Source organism: Blastomonas natatoria (assembly GCF_003201955.1).
Taxonomy (GTDB): domain Bacteria; phylum Pseudomonadota; class Alphaproteobacteria; order Sphingomonadales; family Sphingomonadaceae; genus Blastomonas; species Blastomonas natatoria.
In genome coordinates this window covers 68,280-89,575 of record NZ_QJJM01000013.1, presented here as the reverse complement: position 1 = coordinate 89,575, position 21,296 = coordinate 68,280, and the positions used below count along the sequence as shown (strand labels likewise).

The following is a 21,296-nucleotide window of genomic DNA, read 5'->3' as shown; positions in this document are numbered from 1 at the left end:
CCATTTTTGGGTTCTGTCGAATAATCGACCTGGATGACGGTCTTGAGTGTAAAGTTTTTTGGACAGATCCGCAAATGCGGAATTTCAGTCACATGCTGCGCAGCGACCGCGCACCTCTATGACCGGACGGATATCGGCATAGCCCGCCGCCTCCGCCGTCTGGCGGACGCTGCGAGACAGTCCGTCGTCATCGATATGGGTCGCATTTCCGCAGGAATCGCACACCAGAAAGATGCAGTCGTGCACGCAACCGGGATGGGAGTTGGCGATATAGGCGTTGATACTCTCGACCCGCCGCGCAAGATTGGTCCGCACGAAAAGGTCGAGAATGCGATAGACCGAGTTGGGCGCCACGCGCTTGCCGCGCTTGCGACTGACGGAATCGGCAATATCATAAGCCGAGGCGGGCTTCTCGATTTCCGCAAGTGCAGCAAAAATCGACTCGCGCATCTCGGTCCACTGCTCGCCAGCAGCTTCGAGCGAGCGGCGCGCCGCGACGGCAAGGTCTTCGCCCTCATGCTCGCGGTGCTTGTGGCCATGGTCGGTGACGGTGGACATGCCGCCTATCTACGCATCCCGATTGCAGGTTGCAATGGGCGCAGGCGCGATCAACCCCGAACCGCCCTTGCGTTGTAGAGCGCAGGAAAGGTCCGCTTGAAATTGCTGACTTTCACCGCATCCCATCGCAGGATGTAGGGGTGATCGGGATTCTTGAACATGAAATCCTGATGATAGGTTTCGGCGGGATAGAAGGTCTTGTAGGGCTCGATTGCGGTGACGATCCGCTTCTGCCAGACGCCCGACTTGTCGAGTTCGGCAATATAGGCCTTTGCGACCTGGGCCTGGCTCTTGTCGGCGGGAATCAGCGCTGTGCGATATTGCGTTCCCCGGTCCGGGCCCTGGCGATTCAGGGTGGTAGGGTCTGCGACCACAGAGAAGAAGATCTGGAGCAGCTGGCCATAACTTACCTGTGCCGGATCATAGACCACGCGAACGGCCTCGGCATGGCGGGTTGCTCCCCCTGACACCGCGTCATAGGTCGCGCTGGCCTTCGTGTCGCCATGATAGCCGGACACGGCGCTCTTCACGCCCTTCACATGGCTGAACACGCCCTCGACGCCCCAGAAGCACCCGCCGGCAAAGATGGCCACGCGCTGCTTCCCGCTTTCGACCGCCTTGAGCCGCGGTGCAGGAATGATCCTGGCTTCCTCGGCCGCAAGCGCAGCGCTGCCGGTGTCGAGGAGCGCGACGCCGACGCCCAGCAGGCCAAGACCTGCCAGAGCGGGAAGGAAGCGGGCTTTCAGGTTCATCGCTGTGCAAAACTTTCGGTCGAGGCGGCGGCCGAGATGGCCTGGCCATCTTCGGGCAGCAGCACGAACATGCCGATGGCACCGATCAGGAATCCACCCAGGAAATTGCGGAACAGGTCCGATTTGAACAATTGCGTCATGGCTCGTCTCGTATCTCGTATCCGCAGGCCGATGTTTCGGGGAAAACGCCTGCGGGGTTACATCGGCGATCCATCTGGTGCCGCCGATGGGCGAATCAAGCAGCACCGGGGATAGTTCTGCTTGGGCCTGCCCAATGTGCCTGATGCGGCTGTATGCGCTGTGAACCACGGCACAGGCGGATGTTCAGGTTTTTCTGCGAACATCAGGGTTGATCGATCAGCGGATCAGCCGTGCGCGCATCAGGCCGCGCAGCGAATTGCCCAGCCAGAAGCCATTGGCCAGGTCTTCAGGCATCAGCCGCGCCTCGACCGCCCTGCCCTGCTCGATAAGATCGCGCCGCAGCACACCCGCCAACAGCCCCTGTTCCAGCGGCGGTGTAAGCAGCATGCCGTCGCGCTCGACGAACAGGCTGGTGAAGCTGCCCTCGGTCAGCGCGCCGGTCGCGTCGGTGAACACCACTTCATCGGCGCCCTGTTGCGCCCGGGCATCGACGCGCGGTGCGTCATAACACGCCCGATCCGTCGTCTTGTGAGCAAGGCGAACGTCGTCGCTCGCCAGGGCCATGGGCCGCAAGGCGACTGCAAGCGGCTCGACCAGCGCTTCAGGCATCGGCCGCATCTCGATCGCGGTATCGCCGCTCGCCGCCAGCAGCAGGCGGATCCGTGTCGGCGCCTCGAGGAAGAAACACGCATGATTCAACGCATTGCGCACGGCATGGCGATCAAAGGAAAAGCCCAGAGCCGCAGCGCTCGCCTTCATCCGTTCCAGATGCAGTTCCAGGCGGATGATCCCCTGGTTCGGATCGAAACCCATGGTCTCGATGAGATCGAACCTGCCTGCCTGCGCTGCCGAGCCTGTCGCCGCCTTCAAGAACGCCCCCTTGATCAGACACTCGCGCCATTCGTCTGCCGCCGATGAATCCGCAACGACGCCCGAACCGAGCCCGAGACTGACCTTTTGCGCTTCGGCTGGCAGATGCAAGGTGCGAATTGCAACATTGAACGCCGCATCCCCTGGCCTGCCGCCGCGAGAGGGATCGATCCTTCCGATCGAACCGCAATAAATGCCGCGCGGTCCTGCCTCGATGGCGCGCAGCAATTCCATCGCCCGGATCTTCGGCGCACCGGTTATCGATCCGCACGGATAGATGGCGCGAATGATGTCGATTGCATCATGGCCCGGGGCCAGCGCGGCGCGGACGGTCGACGTCATCTGGTGGACGCTGGGATAGCTCTCGATCCGGAAAAGATCGGTCACCCGAACGCTGCCGGCCAAGGCCACCCGCGACAGATCGTTGCGCAGCAGATCGACGATCATCAGATTTTCGGCGCGGTCCTTTTCCGACGAACGCAGATGTTCGGCGGCCTTGGCATCGCGCAAGGGATCGGCCTCGCGCGGACGCGTGCCCTTCATCGGCCGTGCGGTCATCTCGCCGTCGCGCAGCGAGAAGAACATTTCGGGCGACAGGCTGAGCAGCCAGTCGCGGCCATCGAACACCACCCCGCCATAGCCGGCTGCCGAGCGTTCGCGCAGCCTCCGGTAGAGCGCGAGCGGATGACCCGATACGGCCGCCTCGTTCTGGAAGGTCAGATTGGCCTGGTAGATGTCGCCGCTGGCGATCGCCCGATGCACTTCGGCAAAACGCGCGCGATAGTCCTCTTCCGTCATGGCGGGCCGCACCGCGCCCAGACTGGCATCCGCGCTGCCGCCCTGTCCCGCCAGCCAGGCCGGTACCGTCTGTGGTGGCAAAAGCTCGTCACGCTCGAAGAGTCCGAACCAGGCCAGGGTCTGCGGTGGCATAGCATCAAGCAGCGGCCTCAGCCGGGGTTCCAGCGCATAGCCGGCCTCATAAGTCAGATACCCCGCCGCATGCAGCCCTTCGTGCCCCGCGAGGCGCAGATCGTCGAGCAGCTGATCGAGCTCCTGCGCCGTCGTTGCAGACAGGCTGCGGACCGGGTCGCGGTACAACCGCGCCGGGCTCGCAACTTGCTTGCGGGCATCGTCGAGCAGAACGAAGGGCTGGAAATCGCGATTGGGCCTGGGGTCCATGGCTCGCGCTTCTAGGCTGTGGCCGGGCTTGTGCATAGGGGCCAGTTTTGTGCGCGCAGTTGCCAAGCCGGGACGCGCCGCATACATCGGCGACCCAGAAGATGCAGAAGGGACGCAGGATGTTTTGGCGCGGTTGGAATCTGGCGCTGACCGCGCTGGTGGCAGGCACGGCCATGCCCGCGTCAGCGCAGGACAAGGCCGCTGTCGATCCGGTCGTCCCGCCGCCTGCCGCCATTGTCGCAGATGGCTTGCCGCCGATCGCGCAGTCACTGGTGGCCGACACACGGCCCTATCTGGAATATCGCACCGCCGCCTTTGTCGGCTGGCATCCCGTTGACCGGTCGATGCTGGTCGCGACGCGCTTCGGCAATGTCGCGCAGCTCCACCGCGTGGCCATGCCCGGCGCCGCCCGCAGGCAGGTCACCTTCGAGGAAGAGCCGATTTTCAAGGGGAGCTGGTCGCCCGACGGTTCGACGCTGCTGATCGAGAAGGACTCGGGCGGCAACGAGGTGGCGCAGATATATGCCCTCGATTCGGGGCGGCTGATGCTGCTGACCAATGGCAAGAGCCGCCATGTGCTCGGCCCATGGTCGGATGACGGCCATTTCGTCGCCTATGGCAGCAACATGCGGACCGGGGTCTATAACGACATCTATGTCATGGACCCGCGCGACCCCGGTTCTGCGCGCATGGTGCTTTCGACCGACAGCGGCGGCTGGGCGGCGATCGACTTTGCGCCCAATGGCCGCGACCTGCTGGTGTTCAATTACATATCTGCGACCGATAGCCAGCTGCACATCATCAACGTCGAGACGGGTGCCATCACGCAGGTCACGCGCGACGCAACCCCTGTGGCTTATGGCAAGCTGCTGTTCGCGCCGGACGGGCGGCTATGGGTATCGAGCGACAAGGACTCCGATGTCCAGCGTCTCGGCGTGCTCGATACCGAAACGGGCGTGTTTACCCCTGTGATCGATGGTGGCCGCTGGGACATCAGCGACTTCGATATCTCAAGAGATGGCAAGACCATCGCCTATGTGGTTAATGAAGCAGGCTTTTCCCAGCTTTATCTCCATGACATCGCCACCGGCACCAGCCGGCAGGTCACCGGCCTTCCGGTCGGAGAGATCGGATCGGGCATCAAGTTCGCCCGCTGGGGCGATCTGGGCTTCACGGCCTATTCCAACCAGTCGCCCGGCGACGCCTACAGCCTTGACCCTGCGACGCTCAAGGTCACGCGCTGGACCGAGAGCGAAACGGGCGGCCTCGATCCTGCTCTCAACGTGAACCCCGAGCTGGTCGAGATCAGGAGCTTCGACGGCGAACCGATCTCCGGCTTGCTCTACAGGCCCGATCCCGGGCGCCACCCCGGCAAGCGCCCGCTGATCATGTCGATCCACGGCGGACCCGAAGGCCAGGCAACGGCCGGGTTTCTGGGCCGCACCAACTATCTCATCAACGAGCTTGGCATTGCCATGTTCTTTCCCAACGTCCGAGGCTCGACGGGCTTTGGCAAGCGGTTCGTGAGCCTGGACAACGGCCCCTTCCGCCGCGAGGATGCGGTAAGGGACATTGGCGCGTTTCTCGATCGCCTGGGCAGGTTTCCAACTCTCGACCCCAGGCATTTCGGCATTACCGGCGGCAGCTATGGCGGCTATATGTGCTATGCCAGCGCCATCCGCTATGGTCGGCGCTTCAACGCTGCAAACTGCATCGTGGCAATTTCTAACTTCGTGACTTTCCTTGAGAATACAGAGGAATATCGCAGAGACCTGAGGCGCATCGAATATGGTGACGAACGCGTTCCCGCGCTGCGGGCAAAGCTTGAGGAAATCAGCCCGCTCACTCAGGTCGATCGGTTGAAACTGCCCCTGTTCGTCGTCACCGGCGCCAATGATCCTCGTGTTCCGGCAAGCGAGGCGGACCAGATCATCGATGCGGTCCGCTCGCGCGGTGGCTCTGCCTGGCATCTGCTCGCCCGCAACGAAGGTCATGGTTTCCGCCGCAAGGAAAATGCCGATTATCTGTTCTGGGCCACCCTCGCCTTCTGGCAGAAGCATCTGCTGGAGGCGCAGCCCGGCGCTGCCGACTGAAACATCCGCCGATCACAAGGATAACGCATGGTCGCTTCCGTCTTCGATCTGTTCAAGATCGGCATCGGTCCTTCGAGTTCGCACACGATGGGGCCGATGGTCGCTGCAGGACGCTTCGTCGAGCGCCTCGCCGATGCAGGCCTGCTGGACGCCGTCGCGCGGATCGAGACGCGTCTGTATGGCTCGCTGGCGCTGACCGGCAAGGGCCATGCCAGCGACCGCGCCATCCTGCTGGGTCTGGCGGGCGAGGAGCCGGTCAGTTGCGATCCCGATGCCGCCGATCTGCTGGTCTCGCAGATCCGGGGCGATCGCGCCATTCAGCTTGCAGGCAAGCACCGCATCGCCTTCGACGAAGAGGCGGACCTGCTGTTCCTGCAGCGTGAAAGGCTGGATTATCATTCCAACGCCATGGCGTTCACCGCTTTCGATGCCGCTGGTGCCGAGCTGGATCGCCGCGCGTATTATTCGGTGGGTGGCGGCGCGATCGTCGACGAGAACGAGACGGGCGCCAATGCCCCGGCTGGCGGCGGGCTGTGGGACGTGCCTCATGTCTTCCGTTCGGGTGCGGACCTGCTGTCGATTGCTGCGGAAACCGGTCTCTCGATCGCAGAGATCATGCGCGCCAACGAATTGGCCGCGCGCAACCCGGATGAATTGTCCGCAGGCCTTGCCGAGATCGCCTCAGCCATGTCGGCCTGCATCGACCGCGGCATTCGCACCGGCGGCATTCTGCCCGGGGGTCTCAAGGTCAAGCGCCGCGCGCCGCTGGTGATGGCACATCTGATGGAGCGGCAGGAACGCATGCTGTCCGACCCGCTGACCGTGATCGACTGGGTCAACCTGTGGGCGCTTGCGGTGAACGAGGAGAACGCGGCCGGCGGCAAGGTGGTGACCGCCCCGACCAATGGCGCGGCGGGCATCATCCCTTCGGTGCTGCGCTTCTATGATCGCTTTGCGCCGGGTGCGAACCAGGCCGGGGTCGAACGCTTCCTGCTGACAGCCGCTGCCATCGGATCGCTGTTCAAGGAAAACGCCTCGATCTCGGGTGCGGAGGTCGGCTGCCAGGGCGAGGTCGGCGTTGCCTGTTCGATGGCTGCCGCAGGGCTGGTCGCGGCCTGGGGCGGATCGCCGATGCAGGTCGAGAATGCTGCCGAGATCGGGATGGAACACAATCTGGGTCTTACCTGCGATCCGGTGGCCGGGCTGGTCCAGGTGCCGTGCATCGAACGCAACGCGGTCGGCGCAGTCAAGGCGATCGAGGCAGCGCGTCTCGCGATGATGGGCGATGGCACGCACCGGGTCAGCCTGGACGAGGTCATCGAGACGATGCGCCGCACCGGGCTCGACATGAACGAACGCTACAAGGAAACCTCGCAGGGCGGCCTCGCGGTCAACGTGGTCGAGTGCTGAGCCGTTCTGCCAGAGCCTTCGCCCGATGCTCCTCGCGCAGCGTCATGGCGCGGTCCCACCAGGGATGGCCGGCATGATCGCGGGCGACAGTGCGGACCGTGCGATTGCCAAGATAGATGGCAAGACCACCGGTGCGACCCAGCATTGCGCGATCGGCTTTCAGCCAGCGCGGGCGGCAGCTTTTGGGCAACCATCGACCGGCGATGACGATATCCGCCCTGCGGCAGGCAGCGGCGAGTGCCCGTTCGGGCACGCGTTCGCGGCTGCGACCGATCAGCACCGCAACATTCCCGGCATGTGACGCCAGTGCAAGGCTGCAGAAATCCGCATTGCACCGTGCTCCCGGCCAATCCTCGATAGCGATCGCTTGCCCCTGGAATGCCGCACCCTCGCTGAGGCTCTGCAATGCATATTCACCCGTCCCGCGCCGAAGCAGCACCATCGGCCCATCGGCGGCATTGATCGCAACGTGCTGACCATCGCCGGTTACCAGCAGATCGGGGACCGGCTGCACGGCGACCAGAAAGCTCGCAAGCGCTGCCGGCACCAGACCCAGCCAGCGCCAGCGCGTCCGCCACAAGGCCAGCCATAACCCGCCAACGACGAACAGCGCGAACACATGCCCGCCTGTCCGCGGGAACAGCGCCACTGCGCCGGGGGTATCGGCGACGGCGTGCGCCAGGTCGATCAGCGCCCGGATGGCCGTTCCGGCCAGCCACCAGAACGGCGCGCTCAGATGCAAGGGATCCAGTAGCAGGGCCATGGCCTCCAGCGGCATGATGATGAATGTGGTCAGCGGAATGGCGATCATGTTCGCCAGCGCGCCGTACAGCCCCGCCTTGCCGAAATGATGCAGCGCGATCGGCATCAGGGTGAATTCGATCAGCAGCCCGGTCAGGAACGTCATCGCCAGGAAGCGCGCGGCCCTTCCGGGCCACGACAGATCCGCGCCTGCCCAACGACGCATGACCGGATGATCGTGCAGCGCGACGATCGCCGTGACGGCTGCAAAGCTGAGCTGAAAGCTCGGCCCCATCAGGGTTTCGGGCCAGATCAGCAGGACCAGCATGGCGCCCGCGGCAATCAGCCGCGGCGAAACCGGATCACGCCCGAGCGCCAGCGCGAGCAGAACGAGCAAGGCGGCTGCGCAGGACCGGATCGTCGGCACCTCTGCGCCGGTGAGCAAGGTATAGGCAATGCCGGCCAGCGCTCCTGCCCCGGCCGCCACCAATGGCAGGCGCCAGGCGCGCGCCAGCGGTGGAAACAGGGCCAGCAGGCGGAGCGTCAGCAGCCAGACAGCGCCGATCAGCGCAGTGACATGCAGTCCGCTGATGGAGAGCAGATGCGCAAGACCGCTCGACCGCATAGCCTCGGCATCCTGCTCGCTGATCGCGCCGCGATCGCCGGTCGCCAGCGTGGCCGCGATCCCGCCTGCCCTGCCGGGTACGGAGGCCTGGATATGCGCCGAGAGCCGAGCGCGGAGCGAGTCGAGCGCGCTGCCGTTGGTTCCAGGCCTGAGAATGCGCGGACGGTCAAGCATGCTGCCGGTTGCGCCTAGCCCTTCGAACCACGCACGCTGGGCGAAGCTGTACCCGCCGGGAAGCGCCGCCTGTGCCGGCGGCATGAGCCGTGCCCGGCCAGTAACGATCGCGCCGGGCTGCACGGCGGGATGGTCGAGCATAGTGCCCAGATTGACCCGCACCGTGTGTGGCAGCCCGAGCGCGGGTACAGGTTCGATCACCAGGCGCACCATGTTGCGGGCGGGCAGGCTCTCGCGTTCGACAACCCGCCCGGTCAGCGGCCCGAACCACGGGGCAGCGAGCGGATCGGCGCCGACCCGCTCGGCGCGCCAGGCCATGTGTGCGCATCCCGCAGCCAGCATCAAAAGGCCCAGGAACAGGCAGCGCGCGCCCAGTTCCATCCTTGCCCAGGAACGGAACACCGCCAGCGTGCCCATGGCCCCCGCCAGCGAGAGCGCGATCAACGCAAACTGGACGTCCTGGCTGGGGAGCAGGAACCAAGAAGCGATGCCTGCACCAAAGCTGACGACGATCCAGACGGGCAGCTGGTCCCGCTCCTGCAGCAACCAGCGCCCGATGGCCGCGACGGCAGGCGTGCGGCATGAAAAACGCTGCAAACTGGCCATTTGTCGCTGCCAGAAAGCCGTGCTAGAGGCGATCGAAATTGCCATCGGCGGCGAGTTTGAAAGGAAAGCGCAAGTGAGTGCAAGCGGCGAAAATTCGGTCCTTCCGGCGGGCGCGTCCAGCGGACAGGTCGTAACGCGCTTTGCCCCCTCGCCGACCGGATTCCTGCATATCGGCGGCGCGCGTACCGCAATGTTCAACTGGCTGTTCGCGCGCCACCATGGCGGCAAGGCGCTGCTGCGGATCGAGGATACCGACAAGGCGCGCTCCACCCCCGAAGCGATCGATGCGATCTTTGCCGGGCTGGACTGGCTGGGCCTCGACTGGGACGACACGCCGGTTTTCCAGTCCGAGCGTGCCGCGCGCCATGCCGAGGTCGCGCACCAGCTGCTTGAGGCGGGCAAGGCGTACAAATGCTTCGCCACCGCCGAAGAGCTGGAGGCGATGCGCGCCGAGCAGCGCGAGAAGAAACTGCCGATGCGCTACGACGGCCGCTGGCGCGACCGTGATCCGTCCGAAGCCCCCGAGGACGCACCCTATGTCGTTCGGCTCAAGGCTCCGCAATCGGGCAAGATGACGATTGCCGACCAGGTTCAGGGTAACGTCACGGTCGATACGCGCGAACTCGACGATTATGTCCTGCTGCGCTCCGATGGCACCCCCACCTATATGCTCGCGGTGGTCGTGGACGATCACGACATGGGGGTGACGCACATCATCCGCGGCGACGACCATCTCAACAACGCCTTCCGCCAGCTCGCGCTTATCCAGGCGATGAACTGGCCCGAGCCGGTCTATGCGCATATCCCGCTGATCCACGGCAATGACGGCGCCAAGCTTTCCAAGCGCCACGGCGCACTGGGGGTGGAGGCCTATCGCGACGACATGGGCGTCGTCTCCGATGCGATGTTCAACTATCTGCTGCGTCTCGGCTGGGGCTATGGCGACCGCGAGAAGATTTCGCGCACTGAGGCGGTCGAGCTGTTTTCGCTCGCCAATGTCGGCAAGTCGCCCTCGCGCTTCGATGCCAAGAAGCTGATCAACCTCAATGGCCAGTATCTGCGCGAGATGGACGATACCGCGCTTGCCGCACTGGTCGCACCGCGCGTGGCGGCATTGATGCCCGAATTCGATCCCACCGGCGGCATCGATCTGTTGGGCCGCGCCATGCCGGTGATGAAACTGCGCGCACGCGACCTCAACGAACTCGCCGAAGGAGCACAGTTTCTCTTCAAGAATCGCCCGTTAAGCATGGACGAGAAAGCGAAATCCCTGCTAGACGAAACCGGGATCGCGGTCTTGCAGACAGTATTGCCGGTTCTGGCCGAAGCACCGTCATGGACGGCTGCCGCGCTGGAGGAAAAGCTTACCCAATTTGCCGAGGCACAGGGGCACGGCCTTGGCACTTATGCCCAGCCGCTGCGCGCCGCCCTGACCGGACAGGCGCGCTCACCGGGTATTTTCGATGTGCTCGAACTGCTGGGCCGCGGGGAATCGCTCGCCCGGATCAATGACGTTACGCGCGTCGCCGCCTGAGCGGCTGCGCGCAACACTACACGGCTTGGCAAGGCCAGCCTTGCCGCAGAAACGCTTGGAGGAGAACGTACCGTGTCAGACAGCGCATCATTGAAGATCGGCGACAAGGAAAGCGGTTATCCGATCCGCTCCGGCTCGATCGGCCCGGACGTCATCGACATCCGCAAGCTCTATGCCGAAACCGGCTGCTTCACCTATGATCCCGGCTTTACCTCGACTGCCAGCTGCGATTCCGCGCTGACCTATATCGACGGTGACGAGGGCGTCCTGCTCCACCGCGGCTATCCGATCGGCGAACTGGCCGAGGATTCGAGCTTCATGGAAGTCTCGTACCTGCTGCTCAACGGCGAACTGCCGAGCAAGGACGAGCTCGACAGCTTCACCTACACCATCTCGCGCCACACCATGCTGCACGAACAGCTGATGCAGTTCTATCGCGGCTTCCGTCGCGACGCCCACCCGATGGCGATCATGTGCGGCGTGGTCGGCGCGCTTTCGGCCTTCTATCACGACTCTACCGATATCGCCGATCCCGATCACCGTCGCATCTCGAGCCACCGGTTGATCGCAAAGATGCCGACCATTGCGGCTGCCGCGTACAAATATTCGGTCGGCCAGCCCTTCGTCTATCCGGACAACTCGCTGTCCTATACCGGCAATTTCCTCAAGATGACCTTCGGCGTCCCGGCTGAGCCCTATGAGGTCAATCCGGTGGTCGAGCGCGCGCTCGATCGCATCTTCATCCTGCATGCCGACCACGAGCAGAACGCGTCGACCTCGACCGTGCGTCTGGCCGGCTCGTCGGGCGCCAACCCGTTTGCCTGCATCGCCGCCGGTATCGCCTGTCTCTGGGGTCCGGCGCATGGCGGCGCCAACGAAGCTGCGCTCAACATGCTGCGCGAAATTGGCACGCCCGACAAGATTCCGCACTATATCGAGCGCGCCAAGGACAAGAACGATCCGTTCCGTCTGATGGGCTTCGGTCACCGCGTCTACAAGAACTACGACCCGCGCGCGACTGTCATGCAGAAGACCGTGCGCGAGGTGTTCGACGCGCTCAAGGTCAGCGATCCGGTGTTCGAAGTCGCGCTGCAGCTCGAGGAAATGGCGCTCAACGATCCCTATTTCATCGAGAAGAAGCTGTTCCCCAATGTCGACTTCTATTCGGGCGTGATCCTCTCGGCGATCGGCTTCCCGACCACTATGTTCACCGCCTTGTTCGCTCTCGCGCGCACCGTCGGCTGGGTCGCGCAGTGGAACGAGATGATCTCCGACCCCGGCCAGAAGATCGGCCGCCCGCGTCAGCTCTATACCGGCCCGACGCAGCGCCCCTATGTGAAGATCGGCGACCGCTGATCTGACCGGCGGACATCGCCAGACAGACGAAACGCCCTCCCCTCACCGGGAGGGCGTTTTGCTATGGGGGGTCGGCATACAAATCGCAGGCCGTCCCACAACGTCCCTCGACTTCGCTCGGGAACGCGGGAGGTGGCCAGGGGCTCTCGAGACGCTAACCGCGCCAACAGAGCTGGCCAATACCTTGGCGCCCCCCTTCCGTTTGTCCCGAGCGAAGTCGAGGGACGTAGGCGCAGAAGCGGGATTCCCGCGTCCGCGGGAATGACGAGGCTGGTTTACTGAAAGCAGAACGCGCGCGTCAGACGCGCATCGGCATCAGCACGTAAAGCGCGGTGGCCTTGTCGTTTTCGCGGATCAGGGTCGGCGCGCTGCTGTCGGCGAGGTGCAGTTCCACCACATCGCCGTCGATCTCGCCGAGGATGTCGAGCAGGTAGCGCGCATTGAAGCCGATCTCGAAGCCGTCGGAGCCATACTGGCCCTCTACTTCTTCAGCCGCCGTGCCGTTTTCCGGGCTGGTGACCGACAACGTGATCTTGTCCTTTTCCAGTGCCATCTTGACCGCACGGGTCTTTTCGGTGGCGATGGTGGCGACACGGTCGACGCCCTGCTCGAAGGCGCGTGGATCGATCTTGAGCAGCTTGTCGTTCGCGGTCGGGATGACGCGGCTGTAATCGGGGAAGGTTCCGTCGATCAGCTTCGAGGTCAGGATCGCGCTGCCCAGGGTGAAGCGAATCTTGCTGGCGGACAGGTCCACCTGCACCCGCGAGTCGCCACGCTCGTCGAGCAGCTTGCGCAGTTCGGCGATGCATTTGCGAGGCACGATCACGTCGGGCATGCCATCGGCGCCATCGGGCCGGTCGAGCGTCACGCGCGCGAGGCGATGACCGTCAGTGGCCGCAGCCTTGAGTACCGGCCGGTCGTCATCGGCGACGTGCAGGAAGATGCCGTTCAGATAATAGCGCGTCTCTTCGGTCGAGATGGCAAAGCGCGTCTTGTCGATGATCTGCACCAGCTCTGCTGCGGCCAGTTCGAAGCTGGTCGGCAGGTCGCCCTCGGCAATCACCGGGAAATCGTCGCGCGGCAGCGTCGGCAGTGTGAACCGGCTGCGGCCCGCGCGGACCAGCATCTTGCCATCCGCCGCATCGAGCATCACCTGGCTGCCATCGGGCAGCTTGCGAGCGATCTCGAACAGCGTGTGCGCCGATACGGTGATCGAACCGGGGGTCTCGACCGAATAGGCGCTCATCGTCTCGACGATCTGCAAATCGAGGTCGGTCGCCATGAAGCGGAGCGCGCCATCGCTCGACGCCTCGATCAGCACGTTGGACAGGATGGGGATCGTGTTGCGGCGTTCCACCACCGACTGAACATGGCTGAGGCTCTTGAGGAGCGTCGCGCGTTCGATTGTCGCTTTCATGAAAATCCCCCGAGGCACTGTGGCCTCACCAGCAAATGACATATCTGCCGTGCAGGCAGATTCCGGACCCACTTCATTAACAAGATTGGCTTTAGGGGCAAGCCGATAGCCGGGCAAACGCGCCAAAACTGTGGAAAATGACGGGATAGACTTGCCTATTGGCAACCCATTGCCGAAACGGGTCCGATATGACGCAGAATTCCCGCTTTGCCAGCCCTCCCGTGCCCGGTCGCCTGTTCATCGCGCGCCATGGCGAGACCGTGTTCAATGCCGCGAAAAGGCTGCAGGGCGACCATCTGCACACGCCGCTGACCCGCGCAGGCTTTGCGCAGGCCGATGCGATGGGCGCGGCGCTGGCAGGCGTGCTCGGCCATCGGCCCGATCTGAAGCTGTGGGCCTCGGATACCGGGCGGGCGTTGCAGACACTCGCCGTGATTACAGAACATCTCGGGCTCGACTGGCACGATGCCGAGCGCGACATGCGCCTCGCCGAGATCGGCATGGGCTGCTGGGGCGGGCGCTATTATGCCGAGGTGGTGGGCGAAGTCGGCCCCATCGTGAGCGCAGACATGCTGCTCACCCCTGCCCCCGATGGCGAGACCTATCCGCAGATCGCTGAGCGCGTCATCGGCTGGCTGGCCGATCATGCCGGCGAACCGGGCGACCGGCTGGTCATCATGCATGGCATTTCCAGCCGCGTTCTGCGCGGTGTGCTGCTGGGTCTGCCGATACATCCGCAATTCGGTGCACCGATCGCGCCCGGCCTGCCCCAGGGATCGGTGGTGATGATCGAGAACGGCACCGAAGATGTCGTCGTCACCGGCACCGGCGGAGGCCATGCGTGAGGCGATGCCTCGCCGCGCTTGCACTGATCACGGCGCTCGTTCCGGCAGCGCAGGCGCGCGACAGCCTGGGCGTGTTCGACGCCTGGGGCGCATTCCGCGATCCGCAGGTGCCGCGCTGCTATGCGATCGCCCAGCCTGACGCGGTGCGCGGCACCCGCCAGTATCGCCCCTTTGCTAGCATCGGCTATTGGCCGAAACGCGGCGTGCGCGGCCAGTTCCATCTGCGTCTCAGCCGCGCCATGGCCAAGGGGCAGAGCGTCACGCTGACCATTGGCATCCGCCGCTTTCGCCTGACCGGCGGCGGTGGCGATGCCTGGGCCAGGGACAAGACGATGGACGCTGCCATCATCGCCGCAATGCGCTCCGCCCGTGAAATGAGCGCCAGCAGCGAGGATGGACGCGGCAATGCGATCCGCGATCTTTATCTGCTCAAAGGCGCCGCGACCGCGATGGACGCCGCCGCTCTGGGCTGCGCGCGCCGGAGCTAGATCCGCTCGAGCAGCCGCTCGACACTGGCATGGGCCGCCTTGTGATGGTCGGCTCTGGCGTGCCCCTCCTCTTCCAGCGCCGCGCGGATCGCATCGATCTGCACATCTGTCAGATGCTCGATGCCAATGAACGCATTGCGCGCGTCCTGCTGCGCGCGGATCAGTTCGTCGAGCTTGGCCTGCATCGCCGCCGCATCGCGGTTCTGGCTGTTCTGGATGACGAAGACCATCAGGAAGGTGATGATCGTGGTGCCGGTGTTGATCACCAGCTGCCAGGTATCCGAATAGCCGAACACCGGTCCGGTCACCCCCCAGATCACGATGATCAAGGTCGCGGCGAAAAAGGCAAACGGTCTGCCGACCAGCCAGGCGACACGAGTGGCAATCACGGTGAAGAAACGATCCATGGGGGCTCCTGACGGGTTGCGCGGCGCTCGGCCAGCAGCACAGCTAGCAATTGCGACCGAATTTGACTATGTGCGCCGCCATGAACGCCGAAACTCCGATCTCCATGCCCATTCCGGGCCATATCGACCCCGTGCCCGTGCCGCGGGCGATCACGCCGCGCGCCGATGGCCGCAGCGACCTGATGGGCCTGGCGCGCGAGGATATCGCCGCGCTGCTCGAAGCCGCCGGGCTCGACCGCAAGCAGGCCAAGCTGCGCTCCAAGCAGCTGTTCCACTGGATCTACCATCGCGGCGTCACCGATTTCGACGCGATGACCGATATCGCCAAGCCGATGCGCCCCTGGCTCGCCGAACGCTTCGTGATCGGCCGTCCCGAGATCGTCGAGGCGCAGGTCTCGAGCGATGGCACGCGCAAGTGGCTGCTGCGCACCGATGACGGCCAGGATTACGAGATGGTCTTCATCCCCGATGCGGACCGCGGCACGCTGTGCATCTCAAGCCAGGTCGGCTGCACGCTCAACTGCCGCTTCTGCCATACCGGCACGATGCGGCTGGTGCGCAACCTGACGCCGGGGGAGATTGTCGGCCAGGTCATGCTGGCGCGCGATGCGCTGGGCGAATGGCCGAAGGGCGCGATGGACCGGCTCGACGAGGACGAAGACGCCGCCGCCTATACTGCCGATGGGCGCCTGCTCACCAATATCGTGCTGATGGGCATGGGCGAGCCCTTGTACAATTTCGATCATGTCCGCGACGCGATGAAGGTCGTGATGCACGGCGACGGCCTGGCGCTATCCAAGCGGCGCATCACGCTGTCGACCAGCGGCGTCGTGCCGATGATGGCGCGCTGCGGCGAGGAAATCGGCGTCAATCTCGCGGTCTCGCTGCACGCGGTAACCAAGGAGGTGCGCGACGAGATCGTGCCCCTGAACCGCAAATACGGGCTCGAACAGCTGCTCCAGGCCTGCGCGGACTATCCCGGCGCGAGCAATGCGCGGCGCATCACCTTTGAATATGTGATGCTCAAGGACAAGAACGACAGCGACGACGATGCGCGCGAGCTGGTGCGGCTGCTCAAGGGCTATGGCCTGCCCGCGAAGGTGAACCTGATCCCGTTCAACCCCTGGCCCGGCGCGGCGTACGAGTGCTCGGATCCCGATCGCATCAAGCGCTTTTCGGACATCGTGTTCGAAGGCGGCATCAGCGCCCCCGTGCGCACCCCGCGCGGCCGCGACATCATGGCGGCGTGCGGCCAGCTGAAATCGGCGTCCGAAAAGAAGAGCCGCGCCGAGCTCGACCGGCTCGCGGAAGAAAAGCAGGCGGCTTTGGGCTAGGGCGAAGCAAACCTCCCACAGCCTGCTGGGGGAGGATTTTTGGCGGAGCTCTATCCCGCAGGCGCCTCGCCCGAACGCAGCGCAGGTTTCTGGTCCAACCCGCCCTCCTCCATGATCCGGCGGCGCAGTTCGTCGCGCTTGCCGTGGATCGAGGCGATGACATGGCCCATGGCGATACCCAGATCGACCAGCAGCGCTTCGGACAGCTGCAGCGAGCTTTCGAGCGCTTCGGGCACTGCCAGGGTTGCGCCGGCGCGGTAGAGTTCGCTCGCATGGTCGGTATCGCGCGCGCGGGCAATGATCGTGAGATCGGGTACCCAGCCGTGCACCCGGCGAACGATCTGCACCGCCAGTACCGGGTCGTCCATGGTCAGGATCAGCGCGCGGGCGTGACCGAGCCGCAACCGGTCGAGCAGTTCGGGCCGGGCGACATCGCCGAAGACGATCGGAACGCCGGCACGCCGCGCGGCCAGCACGACATCGACGTTTGACTCGACGGCAACGAACGGCTGGCCATGCTCCTTGAGCATATCGGCGATGATCTCGCCGACACGGCCATAGCCGAAGATGACCGTGCGATCATTGGCAATGTCTGATTGATCGATCGGCGCCGCATCGCTGGCGCGCATTTCCAGATGCCGCGCCATGCTGTGCCCCAGCTTGGCGAGGAGCGGCGTGATCGTGAGGCCGATGGCAGTGACAATCTGCCAGAATTGCGCGGTCGAGGACTGGATCAACTGCGCCTGCACAGCAGCAGCCAGAACGATCAGGGTCGTTTCGGATGGACTGGCCATCAGCACGCCGGCTTCGGCCGCCGTCCCGCGCCGGGCCCCTGCGACGCGGAGCAACAGTCCCGTCACCACCGCCTTGACCACCACGACACCGATCACCGCAACGGCAAGTGCCTGCCAGTTGGCCATGATCACCCTTAGGTCGATAGACATGCCGACCGTGATCAGGAACACGCCCAGCGCCAGTCCCTTGAAAGGCTCGATCAGGATCTCGACCTCGCCGTGATATTCGGTCTCCGCGATGATCAGACCCGCAAGCAACGCCCCGACAATCGGAGACAGCCCGACCGAAGCGGTCGCCAGGCTGGCGGTGATGACGACGAGAAGACTGGCGGCAAGAAACAGTTCCGGGCTTTTCGTCCGCGCGGCCTGGGCGAACATGCGCGGCAGGATCATGCGACCGAGGACCAGCATCGCGAGCACGGTGGCTACACCAAGCAGCAGCGTCAGGCCCAGGTTGCTGGGGCCCGTCATGCCCGCAGTCGGGGCCAGCGCACCGAGCAGGAAGATGATCGGAACGATCGCGACATCCTCGAACAGAAGCATGGCAAGCGCTGCCCGGCCGACCGGCGATGTCGTTCCAGCCATCGGAAGCACCAGAGCGGTCGAGGAAAGTGCGAGCGCCAGCCCGAGTCCGATGGCACCGCCCCAGTTCTGCCCGACCGCATTCAGCGCCGTGCCGATGATGAGCGCGGACAGCAGCAACTCGGCGGCGCCCACTCCGAAGACCAGCTTTCGCAAGGACCAAAGCCGCTTGAACGAAAGCTCAAGCCCGATGGTGAACAGCAACAGGATGATGCCGAACTCCGCATAGGGCTCGATCGACTCCGCATCGGTGATTGTGACGTGGTAGAGCCAGGGATATTCGTCGACCAGCGAACCGAGCCCCGACGGGCCAACCAGGATACCGATCAGCAGAAACCCGATGATCGGCGTGATCCGGAACCGGGCAAAGGCCGGGATGACGATCCCTGCTGCCCCGAGAATGACGAGAGCGTCACTGAAAACGGGATTGTCGAGTGGATTGTGCATGAATCAATTCATGGCGGATAAGGGACAGCATGTCAGCCATAAATCTCGGAAATGGAAGCGATCAGCCTCCGCCTCCGCCCTGAGGCCCCGCTGGCGCGGTCTGGCGGGCCCGATCGCGCTTGGCAGCGGCATGGCCGCGGCCGACGGCGCGGTCCCATTCGATATGGTACAGGTCGTATCGACGATCACCCAGATTGCGCACAGTGCCTTCGTGCCGGGCCCAGCTCAGGTCATCGAGATTCACGTCGCTGATCGTCAGCGTCTCGACATTCTCGCTCGCTTCCGCCGCGATGCCATCACGCGCGAACGGCAGGTCGCAGGGCGTCAGGATGCAGCTTTGGGCATATTGGATGTCCATGTTCTCGACATCGGGCAGATTGCCGACATTGCCCGACATGACGACATAGCACTGGTTCTCGATTGCTCGCGCCTGGCAGCAGTACCGGACGCGCATATAGGCCTCGCGGCTGTCGGTGCAGAAGGGCACGAAGATGATCCGCGCCCCCTCGTCGGCCAGGCGGCGTGCCAGCTCCGGAAACTCGCTGTCATAACAGATGAGCACGCCGATCGGACCACAATCGGTCTGGATCGCATCGATCGTGTCGCCGCCCTTGATCTTCCACCAGTAGCGCTCGTTGGGGGTCGGATGGATCTTTTCCTGCGAATGGATCGAGCCATCGCGCAAAGCCACCAGCGCGATATTCTGGATGTCGCCATCATCGGCACGGGTGGGGTGCGATCCCCCGATGATGTTGATGTTGTACTCCATGGCCATCCGCGTGAGTTCGTCGCGGATGCGCGGGGTGAATTCGCTGAGCGCCTCGATCGCCTCCTGCGGCCCCATCTTCTTCTTGGCGAAGGAGAGCAACGACATGGTGAACATCTCGGGAAACAGTACGAAGTCTGCCCGGTAATCCGCTGCCACATCGACGAAATACTCGACGTTGCGGACGAACTCCTCGAAATTCGCGACCGCGCGCGCCTGGAACTGGACGGTGGCGAGGCGCACGCTTTCGACGCCGCGCGGGACGCGGTGCTTGGGCGGCTCGTCAGGATTCACATAGGGGTTGCGCCACACCATGTGCACAGCGTGGCCTCGGGATTGCCTGTCTTCGGGAAGATAGCGCTTGAGGATGCCGACCGGCGCAAAGCCGTTCGCAATCTGGAACCCGATCACAGGATCGCGCAGCTTGCCGTCGACGACCTTGGCCAGATAATCTTCGGGACTTTCAGCCTTTTTGGTGCGCTTGGCACGATCATATCCCGGAATCCGTCCGGCAAAGACGATGCCGTTGAGATCGAGCTGTTCGGCCAGCGCGCGCCGCGCCTCGTATAGCCGCTTGCCGATGCGGACCCCGCGCTGGGCGGGGTCGACGCACATTTCATAACCGTAAAGCCATTCGCCGGTCGGAACATGGCGCGTGCCGAAGCCGTTGCCGCTGATCTCCTCCCAGTCGTGCGGGGCGAAGGCCATGGCTTCGGTGACCCGGGAAGAGGCGCAATAGCCTACGATCTCGCCATCCAGAATGGCGACGAACTGGCCCTGCGGAAAATTGTTGAGCTGGCCGCGCAACTCGCCGAACTTGTAAGGGGGCAGACCGGGATAAGCGCGCTCGACGAGCGCGGATATCCCGGGAATGTCGCCCCTTCGGGCCTGCCTTACTTCAAGTCGAGCCTTGCTGCGCTGTGCCATCAACGCTTTACGCCCAGGTACCCATTTCGGTTTCGAGGTTAACCCGGATTGCCTCGAAGAACTGCTCGGTGGTCATCCAGGCCTGATCGGGGCCGATCAGGATCGCAAGATCCTTGGTCATCGAACCCTGTTCGACGGTCTCGATGCAGACACGCTCGAGCGTTTCGGCAAAGCGCACCACTTCGGGCGTTTCGTCGAAGCGGCCGCGATAGATCAGACCGCGCGTCCAGGCGAAGATCGAAGCGATCGGGTTGGTCGAGGTCGCCTTGCCCTGTTCATGCATGCGATAGTGGCGGGTGACGGTACCGTGCGCGGCTTCCGCCTCGACCGTCTTGCCATCGGGGGTCATCAGCACCGACGTCATCAGGCCGAGCGAACCGAAGCCCTGTGCCACGGTGTCCGACTGCACGTCGCCGTCATAGTTCTTGCACGCCCAGACGAACTTGCCCGACCATTTCAGCGCCGAGGCCACCATGTCGTCGATCAGGCGGTGCTGATAGGTGATACCCGCAGCTTCGAACTGCGCCTTGAATTCCTTCTCGTACACCTCTTCGAAGATGTCCTTGAAGCGGCCGTCATAGGCCTTGAGGATCGTGTTCTTGGTCGATAGATAGGTCGGCCAGCCGCGATCGAGACCATAGTTCATTGACGCGCGCGCAAAGTCGGCGATCGAATCATCGAGATTGTACATCGCCATGGCGACGCCCGACGAGGGGAACTGGAACACTTCCTCGTCGATCGTGGTGCCGTCCTCGCCCTCGAACACCAGACGCAGCTTGCCGGGACCGGGCACGCGGAAATCGGTCGCCTTGTACTGGTCACCGAACGCATGACGGCCGACCACGATCGGGTCGGTCCAGCCGGGCACCAGCCGCGGGATGTTCGAGATCACGATCGGCTCGCGGAATACAACGCCGCCCAGGATATTGCGGATGGTGCCGTTGGGCGACTTCCACATCTTCTTGAGGTTGAATTCCTCGACGCGCGCCTCGTCGGGCGTGATGGTGGCGCACTTGACGCCGACGCCATGCTCGCGGATCGCGTTCGACGCGTCGACGGTGATCTTGTCGTTGGTCTCGTCGCGCTTCTGGATCGACAGGTCGTAATATTTCAGGTCGATGTCCAGATAGGGCAGGATCAGGCGTTCGCGGATCCACTCCCAGATGATGCGGGTCATTTCATCGCCGTCGATTTCGACGACGGGCTTGGCCACCTTGATCTTTGCCATGCGGGATTTGCGCCTTCTTGCT

At 64.0% G+C, this 21,296-nt stretch carries 17 protein-coding genes; 7 read left to right on the top strand and 10 right to left on the bottom strand.

What is annotated here, in order from left to right; translation table 11 throughout:
- Window positions 1-84: 84 nt before the first annotated feature.
- The 4 genes from C7451_RS15560 to pabB all read right to left on the bottom strand — a co-directional run bounded on the left by C7451_RS15560 (window position 85) and on the right by pabB (window position 3,500).
- Entirely contained in the window at window positions 85-558 is a 474-nt protein-coding gene (locus C7451_RS15560) for a Fur family transcriptional regulator (protein ID WP_110299878.1), read from the bottom strand.
- A gap of 50 nt (window positions 559-608) precedes the next feature.
- Window positions 609-1,310, bottom strand: a complete 702-nt coding sequence (gene msrA, locus C7451_RS15555; protein ID WP_110299877.1) for a peptide-methionine (S)-S-oxide reductase MsrA — start codon at window positions 1,308-1,310, stop codon at window positions 609-611.
- Window positions 1,307-1,450 carry a hypothetical protein gene (locus C7451_RS20020; RefSeq protein ID WP_167398572.1) on the bottom strand — a complete coding sequence of 48 codons (144 nt, stop codon included), beginning with the start codon at window positions 1,448-1,450 and terminating at the stop codon, window positions 1,307-1,309. The genes msrA and C7451_RS20020 overlap by 4 nt, the downstream gene beginning before the upstream one ends.
- 217 nt (window positions 1,451-1,667) lie before the next feature.
- The gene (pabB, locus tag C7451_RS15550; protein ID WP_110299876.1) at window positions 1,668-3,500 is read right to left on the bottom strand and encodes an aminodeoxychorismate synthase component I; all 1,833 of its coding nucleotides are present in this window, start codon (window positions 3,498-3,500) and stop codon (window positions 1,668-1,670) included.
- A gap of 119 nt (window positions 3,501-3,619) precedes the next feature.
- Here pabB and C7451_RS15545 point away from each other — a divergent pair, with 119 nt between their 5' ends.
- Together C7451_RS15545 and C7451_RS15540 are read left to right on the top strand one after the other, a co-directional pair.
- Window positions 3,620-5,593, top strand: coding sequence for a S9 family peptidase (locus tag C7451_RS15545; protein WP_110299904.1), 1,974 nt, complete (start codon window positions 3,620-3,622; stop codon window positions 5,591-5,593).
- A 27-nt stretch (window positions 5,594-5,620) separates the two neighbouring features.
- Window positions 5,621-7,003 (top strand): L-serine ammonia-lyase, encoded by a 1,383-nt coding sequence (locus tag C7451_RS15540; RefSeq protein ID WP_110299875.1) that lies wholly within the window; start codon window positions 5,621-5,623, stop codon window positions 7,001-7,003.
- Here C7451_RS15540 and C7451_RS15535 read toward each other — a convergent pair.
- The gene (locus tag C7451_RS15535; protein WP_110299874.1) at window positions 6,984-9,149 is read right to left on the bottom strand and encodes a ComEC/Rec2 family competence protein; all 2,166 of its coding nucleotides are present in this window, start codon (window positions 9,147-9,149) and stop codon (window positions 6,984-6,986) included. The genes C7451_RS15540 and C7451_RS15535 overlap by 20 nt on opposite strands.
- A gap of 73 nt (window positions 9,150-9,222) precedes the next feature.
- Here C7451_RS15535 and gltX point away from each other — a divergent pair, with 73 nt between their 5' ends.
- Both gltX and C7451_RS15525 read left to right on the top strand, forming a co-directional pair.
- Complete coding sequence (gene gltX / locus C7451_RS15530) at window positions 9,223-10,683, top strand: glutamate--tRNA ligase (protein WP_244181953.1); 1,461 nt, start codon at window positions 9,223-9,225, stop codon at window positions 10,681-10,683.
- 72 nt (window positions 10,684-10,755) lie between these two features.
- Window positions 10,756-12,039: a citrate synthase gene (locus C7451_RS15525; protein WP_110299873.1), complete on the top strand. Its 1,284-nt coding sequence runs from the start codon at window positions 10,756-10,758 to the stop codon at window positions 12,037-12,039.
- Window positions 12,040-12,337: 298 nt separating this feature from the next.
- On the opposite strand, the gene dnaN is transcribed toward C7451_RS15525, so the two are convergent.
- Window positions 12,338-13,456 carry a DNA polymerase III subunit beta gene (gene dnaN, locus C7451_RS15520; protein ID WP_110299872.1) on the bottom strand — a complete coding sequence of 373 codons (1,119 nt, stop codon included), beginning with the start codon at window positions 13,454-13,456 and terminating at the stop codon, window positions 12,338-12,340.
- Between the two features lie 188 nt (window positions 13,457-13,644).
- Here dnaN and C7451_RS15515 point away from each other — a divergent pair, with 188 nt between their 5' ends.
- Together C7451_RS15515 and C7451_RS15510 are read left to right on the top strand one after the other, a co-directional pair.
- Window positions 13,645-14,301: a histidine phosphatase family protein gene (locus C7451_RS15515; RefSeq protein ID WP_110299871.1), complete on the top strand. Its 657-nt coding sequence runs from the start codon at window positions 13,645-13,647 to the stop codon at window positions 14,299-14,301.
- Window positions 14,298-14,789: a hypothetical protein gene (locus C7451_RS15510; protein ID WP_110299870.1), complete on the top strand. Its 492-nt coding sequence runs from the start codon at window positions 14,298-14,300 to the stop codon at window positions 14,787-14,789. Before C7451_RS15515 ends, C7451_RS15510 begins: the two co-directional genes overlap by 4 nt.
- Here C7451_RS15510 and C7451_RS15505 read toward each other — a convergent pair.
- Window positions 14,786-15,196 (bottom strand): low affinity iron permease family protein, encoded by a 411-nt coding sequence (locus C7451_RS15505; RefSeq protein WP_110299869.1) that lies wholly within the window; start codon window positions 15,194-15,196, stop codon window positions 14,786-14,788. The genes C7451_RS15510 and C7451_RS15505 overlap by 4 nt on opposite strands.
- An 80-nt stretch (window positions 15,197-15,276) precedes the next feature.
- Here C7451_RS15505 and rlmN point away from each other — a divergent pair, with 80 nt between their 5' ends.
- Complete coding sequence (gene rlmN, locus C7451_RS15500) at window positions 15,277-16,530, top strand: 23S rRNA (adenine(2503)-C(2))-methyltransferase RlmN (protein ID WP_482758281.1); 1,254 nt, start codon at window positions 15,277-15,279, stop codon at window positions 16,528-16,530.
- A gap of 50 nt (window positions 16,531-16,580) precedes the next feature.
- On the opposite strand, the gene C7451_RS15495 is transcribed toward rlmN, so the two are convergent.
- The 3 genes from C7451_RS15495 to C7451_RS15485 all read right to left on the bottom strand — a co-directional run bounded on the left by C7451_RS15495 (window position 16,581) and on the right by C7451_RS15485 (window position 21,274).
- Window positions 16,581-18,353 carry a cation:proton antiporter domain-containing protein gene (locus C7451_RS15495; protein WP_110299867.1) on the bottom strand — a complete coding sequence of 591 codons (1,773 nt, stop codon included), beginning with the start codon at window positions 18,351-18,353 and terminating at the stop codon, window positions 16,581-16,583.
- Window positions 18,354-18,414: 61 nt separating this feature from the next.
- Complete coding sequence (locus C7451_RS15490) at window positions 18,415-20,046, bottom strand: carbon-nitrogen hydrolase family protein (protein WP_110299866.1); 1,632 nt, start codon at window positions 20,044-20,046, stop codon at window positions 18,415-18,417.
- Between the two features lie 7 nt (window positions 20,047-20,053).
- Complete coding sequence (locus C7451_RS15485) at window positions 20,054-21,274, bottom strand: NADP-dependent isocitrate dehydrogenase (protein ID WP_110299865.1); 1,221 nt, start codon at window positions 21,272-21,274, stop codon at window positions 20,054-20,056.
- Between the last annotated feature and the right edge of the window lie 22 nt (window positions 21,275-21,296).

Coding starts and splice junctions, on each gene's coding strand:
- C7451_RS15560 (WP_110299878.1), bottom strand. CDS start 558: ATGTCCACCGTCACCGACCATGGCCACAAGCACCGCGAGCATGAGGGC.
- msrA (WP_110299877.1), bottom strand. CDS start 1,310: ATGAACCTGAAAGCCCGCTTCCTTCCCGCTCTGGCAGGTCTTGGCCTG.
- C7451_RS20020 (WP_167398572.1), bottom strand. CDS start 1,450: ATGACGCAATTGTTCAAATCGGACCTGTTCCGCAATTTCCTGGGTGGA.
- pabB (WP_110299876.1), bottom strand. CDS start 3,500: ATGGACCCCAGGCCCAATCGCGATTTCCAGCCCTTCGTTCTGCTCGAC.
- C7451_RS15545 (WP_110299904.1), top strand. CDS start 3,620: ATGTTTTGGCGCGGTTGGAATCTGGCGCTGACCGCGCTGGTGGCAGGC.
- C7451_RS15540 (WP_110299875.1), top strand. CDS start 5,621: ATGGTCGCTTCCGTCTTCGATCTGTTCAAGATCGGCATCGGTCCTTCG.
- C7451_RS15535 (WP_110299874.1), bottom strand. CDS start 9,149: ATGGCCAGTTTGCAGCGTTTTTCATGCCGCACGCCTGCCGTCGCGGCC.
- dnaN (WP_110299872.1), bottom strand. CDS start 13,456: ATGAAAGCGACAATCGAACGCGCGACGCTCCTCAAGAGCCTCAGCCAT.
- C7451_RS15515 (WP_110299871.1), top strand. CDS start 13,645: ATGACGCAGAATTCCCGCTTTGCCAGCCCTCCCGTGCCCGGTCGCCTG.
- C7451_RS15505 (WP_110299869.1), bottom strand. CDS start 15,196: ATGGATCGTTTCTTCACCGTGATTGCCACTCGTGTCGCCTGGCTGGTC.
- rlmN (WP_482758281.1), top strand. CDS start 15,277: ATGAACGCCGAAACTCCGATCTCCATGCCCATTCCGGGCCATATCGAC.
- C7451_RS15495 (WP_110299867.1), bottom strand. CDS start 18,353: ATGCACAATCCACTCGACAATCCCGTTTTCAGTGACGCTCTCGTCATT.
- C7451_RS15490 (WP_110299866.1), bottom strand. CDS start 20,046: ATGGCACAGCGCAGCAAGGCTCGACTTGAAGTAAGGCAGGCCCGAAGG.
- C7451_RS15485 (WP_110299865.1), bottom strand. CDS start 21,274: ATGGCAAAGATCAAGGTGGCCAAGCCCGTCGTCGAAATCGACGGCGAT.